The 14,134-nt window shown below is 67.2% G+C and carries 14 protein-coding genes; 4 read left to right on the forward strand and 10 right to left on the reverse strand.

Annotated elements, in window-relative coordinates; all coding sequences use genetic code 11:
• Window positions 1-253: 253 nt before the first annotated feature.
• Window positions 254-1,108, forward strand: a complete 855-nt coding sequence (locus FQU85_RS04985) for an NAD+ synthase (RefSeq protein ID WP_145848748.1) — start codon at window positions 254-256, stop codon at window positions 1,106-1,108.
• A gap of 14 nt (window positions 1,109-1,122) precedes the next feature.
• Here FQU85_RS04985 and FQU85_RS04990 read toward each other — a convergent pair whose 3' ends face one another.
• Window positions 1,123-2,436 carry a phosphoribosylamine--glycine ligase gene (locus tag FQU85_RS04990; RefSeq protein WP_145845117.1) on the reverse strand — a complete coding sequence of 438 codons (1,314 nt, stop codon included), beginning with the start codon at window positions 2,434-2,436 and terminating at the stop codon, window positions 1,123-1,125.
• Window positions 2,437-2,851: 415 nt separating this feature from the next.
• Here FQU85_RS04990 and FQU85_RS04995 point away from each other — a divergent pair, with 415 nt between their 5' ends.
• Window positions 2,852-3,145: a rubredoxin-like domain-containing protein gene (locus FQU85_RS04995; protein WP_145845119.1), complete on the forward strand. Its 294-nt coding sequence runs from the start codon at window positions 2,852-2,854 to the stop codon at window positions 3,143-3,145.
• On the opposite strand, the gene FQU85_RS05000 is transcribed toward FQU85_RS04995, so the two are convergent.
• Window positions 3,142-3,495: a NifU family protein gene (locus tag FQU85_RS05000; protein ID WP_145845121.1), complete on the reverse strand. Its 354-nt coding sequence runs from the start codon at window positions 3,493-3,495 to the stop codon at window positions 3,142-3,144. The two genes, FQU85_RS04995 and FQU85_RS05000, sit on opposite strands and share 4 nt — an antisense overlap.
• 38 nt (window positions 3,496-3,533) lie before the next feature.
• The gene (locus FQU85_RS05005; RefSeq protein ID WP_145845123.1) at window positions 3,534-3,854 is read right to left on the reverse strand and encodes a DUF5783 family protein; all 321 of its coding nucleotides are present in this window, start codon (window positions 3,852-3,854) and stop codon (window positions 3,534-3,536) included.
• A 127-nt stretch (window positions 3,855-3,981) separates the two neighbouring features.
• On the opposite strand from FQU85_RS05005, the gene FQU85_RS05010 reads away from it, so the two are divergent.
• On the forward strand, window positions 3,982-4,194 hold the full coding sequence (locus FQU85_RS05010; RefSeq protein WP_145845126.1) for a hypothetical protein: 213 nt from the start codon (window positions 3,982-3,984) through the stop codon (window positions 4,192-4,194).
• On the opposite strand, the gene FQU85_RS05015 is transcribed toward FQU85_RS05010, so the two are convergent.
• The 7 genes from FQU85_RS05015 to hemB all read right to left on the reverse strand — a co-directional run bounded on the left by FQU85_RS05015 (window position 4,186) and on the right by hemB (window position 12,794).
• A complete protein-coding gene (locus FQU85_RS05015) occupies window positions 4,186-5,595 on the reverse strand; it encodes a DHHA1 domain-containing protein (protein WP_145845128.1) in 1,410 nt (469 codons plus the stop codon). The two genes, FQU85_RS05010 and FQU85_RS05015, sit on opposite strands and share 9 nt — an antisense overlap.
• Before the next feature lie 39 nt (window positions 5,596-5,634).
• Window positions 5,635-6,354 carry a uroporphyrinogen-III synthase gene (locus FQU85_RS05020; protein WP_145845130.1) on the reverse strand — a complete coding sequence of 240 codons (720 nt, stop codon included), beginning with the start codon at window positions 6,352-6,354 and terminating at the stop codon, window positions 5,635-5,637.
• The gene (gene cobA, locus FQU85_RS05025; protein WP_145845133.1) at window positions 6,347-7,093 is read right to left on the reverse strand and encodes a uroporphyrinogen-III C-methyltransferase; all 747 of its coding nucleotides are present in this window, start codon (window positions 7,091-7,093) and stop codon (window positions 6,347-6,349) included. The genes FQU85_RS05020 and cobA overlap by 8 nt, the downstream gene beginning before the upstream one ends.
• Window positions 7,090-8,208 carry a hydroxymethylbilane synthase gene (hemC, locus tag FQU85_RS05030; protein WP_145845134.1) on the reverse strand — a complete coding sequence of 373 codons (1,119 nt, stop codon included), beginning with the start codon at window positions 8,206-8,208 and terminating at the stop codon, window positions 7,090-7,092. Before hemC ends, cobA begins: the two co-directional genes overlap by 4 nt.
• Window positions 8,209-8,247: 39 nt before the next feature.
• Complete coding sequence (locus FQU85_RS05035; RefSeq protein ID WP_145845137.1) at window positions 8,248-9,564, reverse strand: glutamate-1-semialdehyde 2,1-aminomutase; 1,317 nt, start codon at window positions 9,562-9,564, stop codon at window positions 8,248-8,250.
• Between the two features lie 138 nt (window positions 9,565-9,702).
• Entirely contained in the window at window positions 9,703-11,415 is a 1,713-nt protein-coding gene (locus tag FQU85_RS05040) for an ammonium transporter (RefSeq protein ID WP_145848750.1), read from the reverse strand.
• 344 nt (window positions 11,416-11,759) lie between these two features.
• Window positions 11,760-12,794, reverse strand: a complete 1,035-nt coding sequence (gene hemB, locus FQU85_RS05045) for a porphobilinogen synthase (protein WP_145845139.1) — start codon at window positions 12,792-12,794, stop codon at window positions 11,760-11,762.
• A gap of 83 nt (window positions 12,795-12,877) precedes the next feature.
• On the opposite strand from hemB, the gene FQU85_RS05050 reads away from it, so the two are divergent.
• On the forward strand, window positions 12,878-14,119 hold the full coding sequence (locus tag FQU85_RS05050) for an MFS transporter (protein WP_145845141.1): 1,242 nt from the start codon (window positions 12,878-12,880) through the stop codon (window positions 14,117-14,119).
• Window positions 14,120-14,134: the final 15 nt, after the last annotated feature.

A 14,134-nucleotide genomic window follows, 5' to 3' on the forward strand; every position in this document is an offset into this window, starting at 1 on the left:
GCGATGTCGCTCGTGTGTATCACGTCTCGTGGTTGTTACTCCGGAACTGGCTCGCTATCAGCCGGCCAGAATCGAGTGGCACGGGCGGTACGGTCACGGCAGTTGCGTGTGTCCTCGGAACCTGTACGCACACCCGCACTGCGACACACTTCAACCTGGTGGCCCGCTCCCGGTTTCACGGAGCGTACAGGGGCTGTGCGTCGATTCGAGGCCGCATGATTTTTCAGTGTCACGCGAGGAGGTTGGCGGCATCATGGCGAACCTCTACGAGCAAACGCAGCGAGAGATCCAGCCGCTCGACCTCCGGTATTCCGCGGACGAACTCGACGCACAGGTCGACCACATCACGGACTTCATCGCGGGCCGCGTCGAGGAGTTCGACGTCGACGGCGCGCTCATCGCGCTCTCCGGCGGCATCGACAGCACGACGACCGCCCACCTCGCCGTGGAGGCGCTCGGCGCGGATCGCGTGCACGGCCTCCTCCTCCCGAAGGAGGTGAACACGGAGGAGAACATGAGCGACGCCGAGCGCGTCGCGCGGAAGCTCGACATCTCCTACGACGTCCTTCCCGTTGACTCCATCGTCGAGGAGATACTCGACACGTACGACGCCGAGTCCGGGGACGACTCCGAGGGCCGCTGGGAGGGCCGGTACGTCGGGAACACCAGCGCGCGCGTCCGCATGACCCTCAACTATCTCGTCGCGAACTACGAGAACAAACTCGTCCTCGGCACCGGTAACCGCGCCGAACTCGGCACGGGGTACGTGACGAAGTACGGCGACGGCGGCGTCGACTGCAACCCCCTCGGGAACCTCTACAAGCAGCAGGTTCGTCAGGTCGCCGCCCACCTCGGCGTCGACGAGTCACTCGTTCAGAAGACCCCCACGGGCGGCATGGTCGACTACGACACCGACGAAGCGGAGTTCGGCGTCGACTACGACACGCTCGACGCCATCCTCGCGCTCTGCATCGACGGCGGCGTCCCACCCGAGGCCACCGCCCGCCTCACGGACACATCCCTCGACGACGTCGAACACGTCGTCCGGCTGCACGAGGACAGCGAACACAAACGCACGCCACCGACCGAACCCGACCCCCTCTTCTAGCGCGCCGAACCCAGCTATTCGGGGCCGAGGTAGCCCCACGCCTGCAGGCGGTCGCCGTCACCGTTGATCCAGCGCTCGCCGATGTCGTCCCGGTAGTACATGTTCGGCATCACGATATCGCCGATGCGGTCGTACGCTCGCTCGCGAGCGGCGTGCATCGTGTCGCCCGTGCCGGTCACGACGATGGGCATCCCGTTGTCGCCAGCCGCGCGCCACTGACCATCAACCTTCTTCGCATCTTCGAGATGGATCCCGTCGCGGCTGTCCGACTGGAACACCACAGCTGCATTCCGAGAGTTCTCATCGTACGTCTTCTCGTCGTCGAACGGGAACGGTGGCAGGACTATCCGGACGCCGATCTGGTACCCGTTGTGTACCTCTAGTTTTGGGTCATTACCATGGGCGAGGTCGTAGAAAAACTCGCCAGTAGATGACTCAATGGACTCTTCCTGCAGCGCAATCGTCGGGTATCCGAACCGCGGTGTGAACTCAAGCGGGTACATCCCGTTCTCGTTCACGATGCAGTTGATGTCGATGCTCCCGACGTAGCCCTCTTCGGCGAGCCAGCCCTCGAGCTTCCCCAAGGTCTCCCTGAACAATTTGTTCTGCTTGGCCCAGAACATCGACGTTCCCATTTCACCCGTCGAGGGGCCGATGTTTCCGGGAAACAGCTTCTTGTGCTCGAAGTTGAAATTCACCTCGTCGATGAACTCCTCGCCGTTGAAGAACCCGCAGATAGCGATCTCGACTCCCTCGACTTTCCGCTGGAGCTGAAACCCCTTCATCCGGTGGCCCCAGGCCTTCTTGTAGGCGCGGAGGACGTCGATGACGTCGCTCCCGTCGTCCTCGTTCCCGACGTACAACAGCCGCTTGACGTTCTGGACCTCCCCGAGCGGCTTAATCACGTACGACGCCGGGTTCTCCTCGACGTGCTGGATGCCCGCATCGAAGTCGTGGAAGATGTGGTGCTCGACGGTGTTGACGCCGTGTTCTTCCAGGATATCCATCGCGTAGCCGCGGTCTTCTTCGAGGTGGTCGGTGTTCGGCGTTCCACCGACCACAGCTTTTCCTTGGTCGCGGAGTTCTTGGGCGAGTTCCCCGGTTCCGATATCGGATCCCACCCAGATGTCGTCGAAGATGATGACGTCCGCCCACTCGATGTCCCCACGCCAGTCGTCCGATTTTGGGACGAACCCGTCACCGATCTCCTTGTCGCTCTCCGCTTCGATGTAGTACTTGACGTCGTGCCCCTCTTTGCGGATCTGCCAAGCCAAATCCGTGATCAGTGCAGCGTCGAGCGAACAGAACAGGAAGTTCTTCGCGTCCATACACGTCGGAACGACCGCACGCCCTAAACTGCATGGGCCCCTCCGTTTCCCTCTCGGTTTGCGGTTTCGTGACGTGGCCGTGTTCCTACTGGCGCGATTCGGTGATTGACCGCGGGTTATGTTATTAAAAACTCCCAACCTATCCACTATGGAAACTGTTTGGATCGTGCTTGCACTGATACTCAGCTTCGGGTTTCTCTCCGCGACTGTTCGAATACTCTGGAACGGCGAACGCCCGAATTGGATCGGCTGACAGCGTCACTTGCGGTGGTGCGGAAGAACTCCCAGATTCTGGATGCCGAACTCGCAGCACTCCCTGTACGGTGAACCGCACACGCCCATTCTATATCGTGGTATGGGATTTATACCTGTGTTAGCAGGTGCTTTTATCCCGGCTGGCGCCGATTCTCCGCGTATGGCAGACGACCCACCAGAAGTCGCGCTCGGCGCAACGATCTACAACGACGACGGCCACAAACTCGGCACCGTCCGCGGGTTCGACGAGGACGGGTTCTACGTCACTACCCGCGAGGGCGTCGAATCGCTCTCAATCGAACACGAGCGCGCCGGACACGAGTTCGGTGAGGCGGAACTCACCTGGCGCTGCTCGGAGTGCGGTGAAATGGCCGACCTTCATGACGGCCTTCCCGAGGAATGCCCGTCCTGTGGCGCCGAGAAAGAACAGCTCTTCTACTGGACCGAGGATTAGAACGGGGCCTGCGGGCCTTCGTCGTCCTCGCCGTCGTCGGACGTTTCACCGGGGAACGAGGGACTCATCCCGCTGTCACCGCCCTGTCCGCCCATGCCGGTGTCCGCGTGAACCTGGTTGATCTCCGGAATCTCCTTCGTCATCCGGGACTTGATCGCCTGAATCGTCATCGGGCTGATACCGCAGCCGGAACACGCGCCGCCGAGAGAGATGCTGACCGTACCGTTCTCTCGGTCGATGTTCTGAATCGCGTGGTTGCCGCCGTGCATCTGGATCTGCGGGAAGTTCCGGCGGAGGAAGTTGTTGATGCGTTCCTCCAGGTCGTCGCCGGACTGACTCTCGGTGCTCATACTGAAGAACACGGTGTCTGGCGGCTTAAGTTCTTGGACTACGCGAAATCGAACGTCGCGCGCAACTGCTCCTTTAACTCCTCCACGTACACGTCGAGCGTCTCCGCGGCCTTCTCGTCGCTCACGGGCGCGCCCGTCAGGCGGTCGATAGGGTCGTCTGGGAGTTCTATCGAGAACTCGCCGTCGCCCTCGTAGTGCGGCTCGCTCTCGTTCAGTATCTGCTGGTCGATGGCGTGAATCAGCGTCGAGTCGTACGTCCCGTTCAGCTCGTTGAACGCCCGCTTGTACGCGGTCTGGAGCTGCGAGAAGTACTCCGTGTACTTCTCCTCCTCGAACTCCTCGGGCGTGAAGTCGCTCATATCCTTCCTCGGGGGAGTCGCGGGTAAAAACCGGCCGATTCACCGATAATAAACCAAATAGGGCGATACAGAATCGTGGTTGGTGGGTGACCGACACCGATTTGCCGGCGCTCCGCCACGTCCTGGTATGCGCCGCCGTGACCGCCTCGTCGTCGCCGCCGCCGTCACGCTGGTCGCGACGCTCTGCGGATTCGTCGTCATGGGAACCAGCCGCGGGTTCGTCGGCTACCGAACCGCACGACTGCTCTCCGTCCCGTTCATCGCGCTGGCCGCCGGCAGTGCAGTCTACGCGTTCTCCGTCTCCGTGCTCGCGTACGCGGGCGTGCTGGACTTAGGATAGCTGCGCAGCGACTAGCCGGCCCACCTCGTCGACGAACGCCTCGACGTCGCCGTCCGGAATGGTCGCGCCCGCCGCGACGGTGTGCCCGCCGCCGTCGCCGCCGACCGACCGCGCCGCCTCCCCCATCACGGCGGAGAGGTCGAGCCCCTCGTCGACGAGCCGGCTCGTTCCGCGGGCTGAAGCTTTCAACTCCGTCTCGTTCTTCCGCGCGAGCGCCACGATGGGTTTGTCGTACCGCACGCCGTCCGCGCTCATCGCCATTCCCGCGACGATACCGACGATGGTGTCCCGAATCTCGTCGCCCGCGTCGAACCACTGCACGTGCTCCTCCTGGGTGACACCGTGCTCCTCTACCCACCGTACGCCCGCGGAGAGGTTCCGGCGGTGTTCGGTGAGGAGCTCTCGGGCCTCCGCGAGCGCGCTATCCCGGTCGCCGAGACAGACCGCGAGCCCCACGTCAGCGCGCTCGTAGCGCGCCGTCGCGTTCAGGAGCGTCGAGAACTCGCTCGCGTCCCGCACCTCGGTTCCCGGTTCCTCCTCGACCAGCGTGTACGTCGTTCCGACGAGGTTCTCGACGTCGTCCGTGCTGACGCCGTTGCGTATCGCGCGCCGGATGAGCGCGCTCGCCACCGTTTGCTTCTGGTCGACGGTGAGTTCCGCCCACGTCGGCCACTCGCCGTCCCGCCGAAGGTCGATATCGAGGCCGGCGAGGAAGCGCACCGCACCCTGTCGGTCGTTCGTGATGCTGGGTATCTGCACCTCGCTCGCGTACGCCAGAAGTTTCGGGAGCGAGCGCGTCTGCACGCCGTACACGGCGAGTCCGCGCGTGGTGTCGAGCACGCCCGCCTCTACGCCCTCCTTCGCGACGGCGGTGTTCGCGCCGACCAACTCCCCGCCCTCGGTCTGCATGTCGCCGACCGCGCCGACGACGGCGAGCGCCGCTAAGTCCCTGTTCTCGGGGCCGCCGAGCGCTCGCGCGAGCACGTACGCCGCGCCCGCGCCGGAGAGCTCGCTCCCGCCGTCCACGCCCTCCAGGAGCGGGTTCAGGTGGTGTTCGATGTCGACATCGGCGGGCTGGTGGTGATCCGCAACGACGGGCGTGAAGCCGTACTTGACTATTTCGTCGAGCTGGCCGCTCCCGAAGTCCGTGAAGAGAACGGTATCGTAATCCGCGTCGGCGATGTCCGCAATCTCCTCGGGGCCGAGCTGGTTCTCGAAGCGGGTCTCGTGGTCGATTCCCGCCCGTGAGAGCGCCTGTGAGGCGACGCCGGCGCTCGTGAGGCCGTCGGCGTCGATATGGGACGCGAGCAGCACCGCGTCCGCGTCGCGGAGCGCGTCCGCACACCGGCGTGCGCGCGCTTCGAGTTCCGGTACGGGGAACGACGCCGTCGTCTCACTCATCGCCACTCGCTAGGTCGCTCTCGGCTATAAACGTCCGCCCTACAGTTCGTCGAGCACCGCGTCCGCGAGCGCCTCGAAACTCGCCTCGTCCGGCACGACGTCCACCTCGATGCCGCGTTCCTCTGCGGTTCGCCGGGTCGGCTCGCCGATTGTGCCGACGACGGCGCGGTTCAATCCCTCGATTGCCTGCGCGCGCCGGTCGCGTTCGGCCGCGGCGTCGAGGAAGTGTTCGACGGTGAGACTCGACGTGAACAGCGCCGCATCGAGGCTCCCGGCGGCCGCGCGCTCGGCCGACACGCCGCTCTCTGCGGGTCGCGTGAGTCGGTAGAGGACGGTCTCGTGGACGTACGCGCCCGCCTCGGTGACGCCGTCGAGCAGCACGTCGCTCCCGTGGTCGGAGCGCGCGACTTCCACGCGCAACCCACCGACCCGGTCTCGCAGGGCGTTCACGAGGCCGGTAGACGAGTACTCCCCGGGAACCACGTCCACGCCGAACCCCTCTGTTTCTAGTGCAACCCGCGTCGACTCGCCGATTGCGCACACCGTCGCCTCGCTCGGAACCCAGCCGGCGTCCGCGACGAGTTCCGCGCCGGTCTTGCTCGTGAACACCACGAAATCGGCGTCGTCGCGTGGCGTGTTCCCCGTGGGCGCGACTTCGAGCATCGGGTCGAGCACGGGCGTCGCGCCCCGGGCTTCGAGGTGGTCGCCCGCCCGCGCGAGTCGCCCGTCGTCGGGACGGAAGACGGCGACGTCAGGCATCGAGGAACGCCTCCACGCGCTCGCGGACGCGCGCCACCTCGCCGATAACGGTCACGGCCGGCGGTTCGATTCCCGCTTCGTCGCGCACGTCGACGATGGTGTCGAGCGTCCCGGTCGCGACGCGCTGGCCGGGCCGCGTCCCCTTCTCGACGAGCGCGACGGGCGTCTCGGGATCCATTCCCGCCTCGCGGAGCTCCCGGGTGTACTCGGGGAGTCTTCCGACGCCCATCAGCACGACGAGCGTGCCGCCGGTGGCGGCGAGCGCACCCCAGTCCACGCTCGACTCCTCCTTCGTCGGATCCTCGTGACCGGTGACGAGCGTGACGCTCGACACGAAGTCGCGGTGGGTCGCGGGAATCCCCGCCACCGCGGGCGCGGCCAACGGGGAGGTGACGCCGGGCACGACCTCGAACGGAACCCCGTGGTCGGCGAGGTACTCCATCTCCTCGCCACCCCGCCCGAACACGAACGGATCGCCGCCCTTCAGCCGAACCACCCGCTTGCCCTCGCGGGCGAGTTCGACGAGGCGTTCGTTTATCTCCGATTGGGGCGTTCGCTCGCCGCCCGCGCGCTTTCCCACGTCCTCGCGCTTCGCCGCCGGAACCGTCTCCAGAATGTCCGGCCCGGGGAGCTTATCGTGCAACACCACGTCCGCCTCGTCCAGCAGGCGGCGGGCCTTCACGGTGAGGAGTTCGGGGTCGCCGGGGCCGCTTCCGACGAGGGACACCGTTCCGGTCATTCCCGGCGCGCCTCCGCGATGAGGTCTGCCGCGCCGCGCTCCCGGAGGTCACTCGCGAGTTCGCGGGCGTCCGCCGCGTAGTCGTCGATGTCGAGTTCGCGCGTCTCCACGACGGACTCGCTGCCGTCCTCGCTGAACACCTGCACGTGCGTGCGAACGACGCCGCCTTGGATGAACGCGTGCACGCCGATCGGAGCGATACAGCCGCCGCCCAGTTCTTCGAGCACGACGCGTTCAGTCGTCGTCTCTACCCGCGAGCGCGGGTGGTCGAGCGCCGTGTGCACCGCGTCCGCCACCTCGCCGTCGAGCGCTGTCACCGCGAGCGCGCCCTGCCCCGGGGCCGGGACGTGTTCCTCAGTGGGGAGGTCGGTGAGCGACACGTCGTACGCCAGTCCGCTGCGTTCGAGGCCGGCGCGCGCGAGCACGACCGCGTCGTACGCCGTCTCTTCCTCGCGCTCCATCGCGGCGCGTTCGAGTTCCGAGAGCGAACTGAACCACTCCTCGACGTCCCGGTCGTACTCGCGGTCGTCGTCTTGGTGGATGTCGTCGCCCTCCCGTTTCTGGTCGCGTGCCTCCGCGGACTGCTGTTCCTTCTCGTAGTCCAGTCGGCGCTCGTGTTCTTCCTGCAGCGCGGGCGCGAGCAGTTTCTCCAGCCGGGTGTCGACGTTCCCGCGAATCGGCTCAACCGTGAGGTCGGGGCGCGCGTTCAACACCTGGGCCTTCCGCCGGAGACTCGACGTCCCCACGATTGCGCCCTCCGGCAGTTCGTCGAGGCTCTCGCCGTCGACGGTCGCGAGCACGTCGCCCGCGCTCGCCCGCCGCGGCACCGCCGCCGTCACGAGGTCGTCCGGGACGTCGGTCGGTACGTCCTTCATCGAGTGCACGGCCGCGTCCACCTCTCCCTCCAGAACGCGCTCGTCCAGCGCGCGCACGAACGCACCGGTCTTCCCGAGGTCCTGGATGCGTTCGTCCGTGATGCGGTCGCCCTCGGTCTCCACTTCCACGAGTTCCACCGTGTACCGGCGGTCTTCGAGGGCGGCCTGCACCTCGGCCGCCTGCCGGCGCGCGAGCTGAGACCCCCGCGTCGCCAGCCGAATCGGCTCGCTCTTGTCCATACAAATACTGGGAGGGCGTCGTTGAAACCCCCTTCCCTTCTAGAGCGCGTCCGCGTACGCCTCGATGGTTCGCTCCACGTCCGCCTCCGTGTGACCGTGCGCGACGAACTGGCTCTCGAACTGGTTCTGCGAGAGCATGATGCCTGCGTCCTGCATCTGCGGGCGGAACACGCGGTTCCAGCGCTCCACGCTCGCGTCACCGACATCGCTGCCGTTCCGGGGGCGTTCGCCGTCGCGCGTGAACACGACCTTGAACAGGCTGTCCGTCCCCACGACCGAGTACTCGGGGGCCTGATCTTCGACCACGTCCTCCAGACCCGACCTGAGTCGCTCGCCCAGTTCGTTCACGTGGTCGTACACGTCTTCTTCGGCGGCGTACCGGAGGGTTTCGAGGCCCGCGGCCATCGTCACCGGATGCCCGGAGAACGTCCCGGCCTGGAACACGTCGCCCGACGGCGTGAACTCGTTCATGATTTCGGTCTTCCCGCCGATTGCGCCGACCGGGAACCCCCCGCCGATGATCTTCCCGAACGTCGTGAGGTCGGGGTCGAAGCCGTACTTGCCCTGCGCGCACTGGAGGCCGCCGACGCGGAAGCCCGTGATGACCTCGTCCCAGACCAGCAGGGCGCCGTGGTCGTCCGCCAAATCGCGGAGCGTCTCGTGGTAGCCGGGGTCGGGTTCGACGATGCCCTTGTTCGCGAGAACCGGCTCCACGAGCACCGCGGCGATGTCGTCGCCGTGCTCCTCGAACACCGCGTGGGCGGCCTCCGGGTCGTTGAACGGCACGGGGAGCGTGTGCTCCGCGAACGACGCCGGAATCCCGGGCGACGACGGCTGTCCCTGCACCGCTCGCGGCTCATCGCCGCTCGCGCGTTCCGTCGGACGTGGTCCGACGCGCTCCACGAGCGTGGATTCCTGCGCGCCGTGGTAGCCGGACTCCATCACAACGACCTTGTCGCGGCCCGTGTAGCCGCGCGCGAGGCGCACGGCCGAGACAGTCGCTTCCGTCCCCGAGTTCACGAACCGAACCATCTCCACGGAGGGGACGTGGCGCGTCACGAACTCCGCGTGTTCGACTTCCAGTTCGGTCGGCATCCCGAACATCGGGCCGTCCGCAGTCCGTGACTGGATCGCGGACGTGACGCGGTCGGGGAGGCTGTGCCCGAGGAGGAGCGGCCCGAGGCCCATCACCCAGTCCACGTAGCGGTTCCCGTCCGCGTCGACGACGTGGCCGTCCTCGCCCGACCGGACGAACGTCGGGTACGGCACGGGCGCGGCGCGCACGGAGGAGTTCACGCCGCCCGGGAGCGAGTCGAGCGCGCGGTCGTAGAGGTCGCGCGACGTATCGCGGTTCATACTCGGAGGTTGGGTCGGACTCGGGAAAAGGATTGACGCTCCGCGCTCACCGTCGAGTGCCGTCGCTCACCGAGGAAACAGCGGAAAGCGGCTGATGGCTGGGAGTTCGCTGTCGGTTCCCGCGCGATACGCCTCGTCTCAGACCGCGTCCGGGCCGGTCTTCCCTGTCCGAACCTGGTAGGCGTCGGCGACGGGGAGGACGAACACCTTCCCGTCTCCCTTCTCGCCCGTGTGCGCCGCGTCCGCGATGGCTTCCACCACGTCCGCCGTGGGAATGTCGGCGACGACGCACTCGACTTTGACCTTCTGGTGGAGGTCGACCGTGTACTCCTCGCCGCGCCACTGCCCGGTCTTCGCGGGCTGACTGCCGCGCCCGGAGACGTTCGTGACGGTGAGCGACGGCGCGCCGATCTCGGCGAGCGCGGTCTTCACGTCGCTCAGGCGGTCGGGCCGAATGACCGACATCACGAGCTCGATTTCTGCGTCCGAGTCGAGCTCGAGTCCGTCGTCTTCTCCGCCATCCGCGATGGGCTTCGTTTCGGGGAGGTCGACGCCGCCGTCGGTGCGGATACCGCCTTCGCGGCCGAACTCGGGGTAGGTTTCGACGCCGTGTTCGGACACGTCGAGCCCCTCGCGTTCGTGGTCTTCGCTGACGCGGGCCTGTCCGAGGGAGCGCGCCGCGCCGAAGACGACCGCGGTGAGCGCGGCGGTCCACGCGACGATGACGACGACGCCGACGACCTGCGCGACGAGCGCGTCGGTGAGGAACGCTGCGTCGAAGCCGCCCTGCCACGTGTCGACGGCGACGAACGGGAACGCGAGCGCGCCGAGGATGCCCGCAGACCCGTGAACGGGGAAGACGGCGCACACGTCGTCGATGCGCAGTTTCTTCTCCACGAGTTCGAAGACGACCGGGAGTTGCGCGCCGGCGAGCAGGCCGACGGCGATTGCGCCCGGCCAGACGGTCGCGTCCGTGATGCCCGTGATGCCGACGAGGCCGGCGAGCAGGCCGTTCGCGACGTAGAGCGTGTCGACCTTCCCCGTCTTCAGAACGGAGACGAGGCCCGCGCCGACCGCGCCGGCGGCCATCGCGAGCGTCGTCGTGAGTGCGACCCGCCCCACCGTCGCGAACGCGGCGAGCTGGAGCGTGCCGTCGTCCGTGATTTCGAGGACGCTCGCGGCGGTGCCGACGTTGAAGCCGTACCAGCCGAACGCGAGGACGAGCGTGCCGAGCACGGCGAACGTGATGGAGTGGCCGGGGATGACGTTCACGGTGCCGTCGGCCTCGAAGCGGTTCATGCGCGGGCCGATGACCCACGCGGCGACGAGGCCGGCGACGCCGCCCATGCCGTGGACGACCATGCCGCCGGCGAAGTCGTGGAATCCGAGGTCGACGAGGAGGCCGGAGCTCCCCCAGGAGATGCCGGCGACGACGGGGTAGATGACGGCGGCGAGCACGATGGTGTACGCGACGTACGTGCGGAGTTTCGCGCGCCCGGCGACCGCGCCGGAGACGATGGTCGCGGCGGTCATCGCGAACACCGCGCCGAACAGCCAGCTCACCCACGCGTTCACGCCGTCGGGCGAGAAGGTGCTCGAGAACGCGCCGGCGATGTCCGGGCTTCCGCCGGAGGTGAGCGTGCCGGCAATGGTAGAGACGGCGGCGCCGACGAGGAAGAACACGAGCACGCCGACGCTCCACGTGAGGAGGTTCTTGGTGAGCTGGTTCGCGACGTTCTTCGCGCGCACCTGTCCGGCTTCGAGCATCGCGAAGCCGGCGTGCATGAAGAAGATGAGGAACGTCACGACGAGCACCCACAGGAGGTTGACGCCGGTCACGATGGCGTCCATTCCGGTCACTGCCACGCCGAACCACCCGGACGTTCGTCCAGTACTTTACCCGATGTATGTTCGTTTGTCTCGTTCATCGACGAGAGAAAGTCAAGACAACTCACTACATAACGGTTTGCTTGAAAAAAGAACTTTTTATTCGTGTTTAGTGGTCACTCGTCGCATTGCTAATCGGATAATACGTCCTTTAGGTTGTATTTCGTCCAAAGAACGTCTCTGAATCCCCGGGGAACTGGACGAACGTTTCGGAAATACTTGCCGAACGGCTCGTCGTGTCGGAGCGCGCGCCCCACGACACCGCGCCACGAGGCGTCGTTGATCGGGCGAGCCAGCGCGTTCGCACGTCAGTCGAGAACGGGAGCCACGTCCTCCGCGAAGTACGTGACGACGAGGTCCGCGCCGGCGCGCTTGACGGAGAGCAGGCTTTCGAGCGCCGTCTCCTCGACGTCGAGCCAGCCCTTCTCGGCGGCGGCGTGCAGCATCGCGTACTCGCCGCTGACGTTGTAGGCCGCGACGGGGTGGTCGAACTCGCGGCGCACGTCGCTGACGATGTCGAGATACGGGAGCGCGGGCTTCACCATCAGCGCGTCCGCGCCCTCCTCCACGTCCAGGCGGGCCTCGCGCATCGCCTCCCGCCGATTCGCGGGATCCATCTGGTAGTGCCGGCGGTCGCCGAACGCGGGCGCGCCGTCCGCGGCGTCCCGGAACGGCCCGTAGAACGCGCTCTCGTACTTCACGGCGTAACTCATCACGGGCAGATTCTCGAAGCCCGCGCCGTCGAGGCCCTCGCGAATCGCGCGAACCATGCCGTCCGTCATCGAGGACGGCGCGACCATGTCCGCGCCCGCCTCCGCGTGCGACACCGCCGTCTTCGCGAGCAGGTCGAGCGTCTCGTCGTTCCGCACGGTCAGCCGACCGTCCGCCTCCGCGTCCGCCTCCAAGACGCCGTCAGAGGGCTGCTCTTCCCAGCCCTCTCTCGCTTCGCTCGTGAGAACCCCGCAGTGGCCGTGTTCGGTGTACTCACAGAGGCACACGTCCGTGATGACGTACGCGTCCGTCTCCTGCGTGATTCGACGGACGGCGCGCTGCACGACGCCGTCCGCGGCCCACGCCCGCGTCCCGCGCTCGTCCTTCGACTCGGGGATGCCGAACACCATCACCGCCTCCACGCCCGCCGCCATGGCCTCCTCGACGCGCGCCACCGACTCGTCGACGGGCACGCGCTCGTGGCCCGGCATCGACTCGATGGGCACGCGCTCGTCCGTCGTCGCGTCCACGAACACGGGCACGACGAGGTCCGAACTGTCCAGACTCGTTTCGCTCACCAGCTCACGGATGCCGTCCCGCCGCAGTCGGCGCGGCCGCCGCGTGATGTCCATACCCATACTGGGGCCGCGGCGAGTAAAAGCGTTCGCGAACCCCGTATCGGAACCGACTTTTCGCCGCCCGCGTTCCTACCGCTGTGTCCTCTCGCAGCCAGTTCTACGCGCTCTACCTCGCGCGGTTCGCCGCCGGGTTCGGCATCGCGACTGTCTCCATCCTCCTCCCGTTCTACGTCGACGCCCTCCGGGCGTCCGACTTCATGGCCGGCCTGTTCTACACCGCCTTCACGCTCGTGCAGACGCTCGCCGTCGTCCCGCTCGCCTACTGGGGCGACAGCGGCGACAAGCGCCGCGTCCTCCTCGCCTGCCTCGCGCTCGGCGTCCTCACCTACGCCGGGTTCGGGTTCGTCGCGTCCACCACCGGCGTCCTCGTCGCGCGCGGCTTCCAGGGCGTCCTCGCCACCGGCATGGGCCTCCTCACGCTCGGCATGGTCGGCGAACTCGCGACGGGCGCGACCCGCGCGAACCACATCGGGAAGGCGAACGCCAGCCGGTTCGCCGCGTCCATCCTCGGCATGTTCAGCGCCGCCCTCCTCTACCAGGGCTTCGGGTTCGCCGCCGCCTACGTCCCCGTCGTCGCCCTGTTCTTCCTCACCTTCCTCGCCGTGCTCGCCGTCCTCGACCCCGACGACACCCGCGTCCCCGGCTTCCCGTTCAGCGACCTCGCGCTCAACCGCCGCATCCTCACCCTCACGTCCTTCCGCGCGCCCTACGCCGTCGCCGTCACCCTCACCCGCTCGTGGCTCGCGCTCTTCGCCGGCGTCACCGTCGCCCGCGGCGGCCTCGGCTACGCGCCCATCGTCGTCACGCTCGTCCTCACCGCGGAGAAGTTCACGAACATGCTCTGCCAGCCGTTCACCGGCCGCCTGAGCGACCGGTTCGGCCGCTCGCTCTTCGTGTTCGCCGGCGGCCTCACCTACGGCGTCGTCGCCCTCCTCGTCCCGTTCACGCCCGCCATCGGGAGCGCGCTCGGCGTCCCCACCGCCTTCCCCTACCTCGGCGAACTCAGCGCCGCCTTCCTTCCCCTCGTCCTCCTGAACGGCCTGCTCGGCGTCGCGGACAGCGTCCGCGAACCCGCGAGCATGGCCCTGTTCGCCGACGAGGGCTCCGACGGCGACGGCGTCGCGTCCAGCTTCGGCGTCCGCGAACTCGTCTGGCGGCCCGGCAGCGTCCTCGCCCCTCTCCTCGGCGGCTGGGCGTGGAGCGCGTACGGCATGGACGCCGTCTTCTACATCGGCGGCGCGTCCGCCGTCCTCGCCGCGTTCCTCTTCCTCGCTGTGCTCGCGTCCTCTCACGGCCCGCGCGCGCTCACCGAGTGGTAACGCTCACGCTCACGC

Origin of the sequence: Salarchaeum sp. JOR-1, from assembly GCF_007833275.1 — an archaeon.
GTDB lineage: Archaea > Halobacteriota > Halobacteria > Halobacteriales > Halobacteriaceae > Salarchaeum.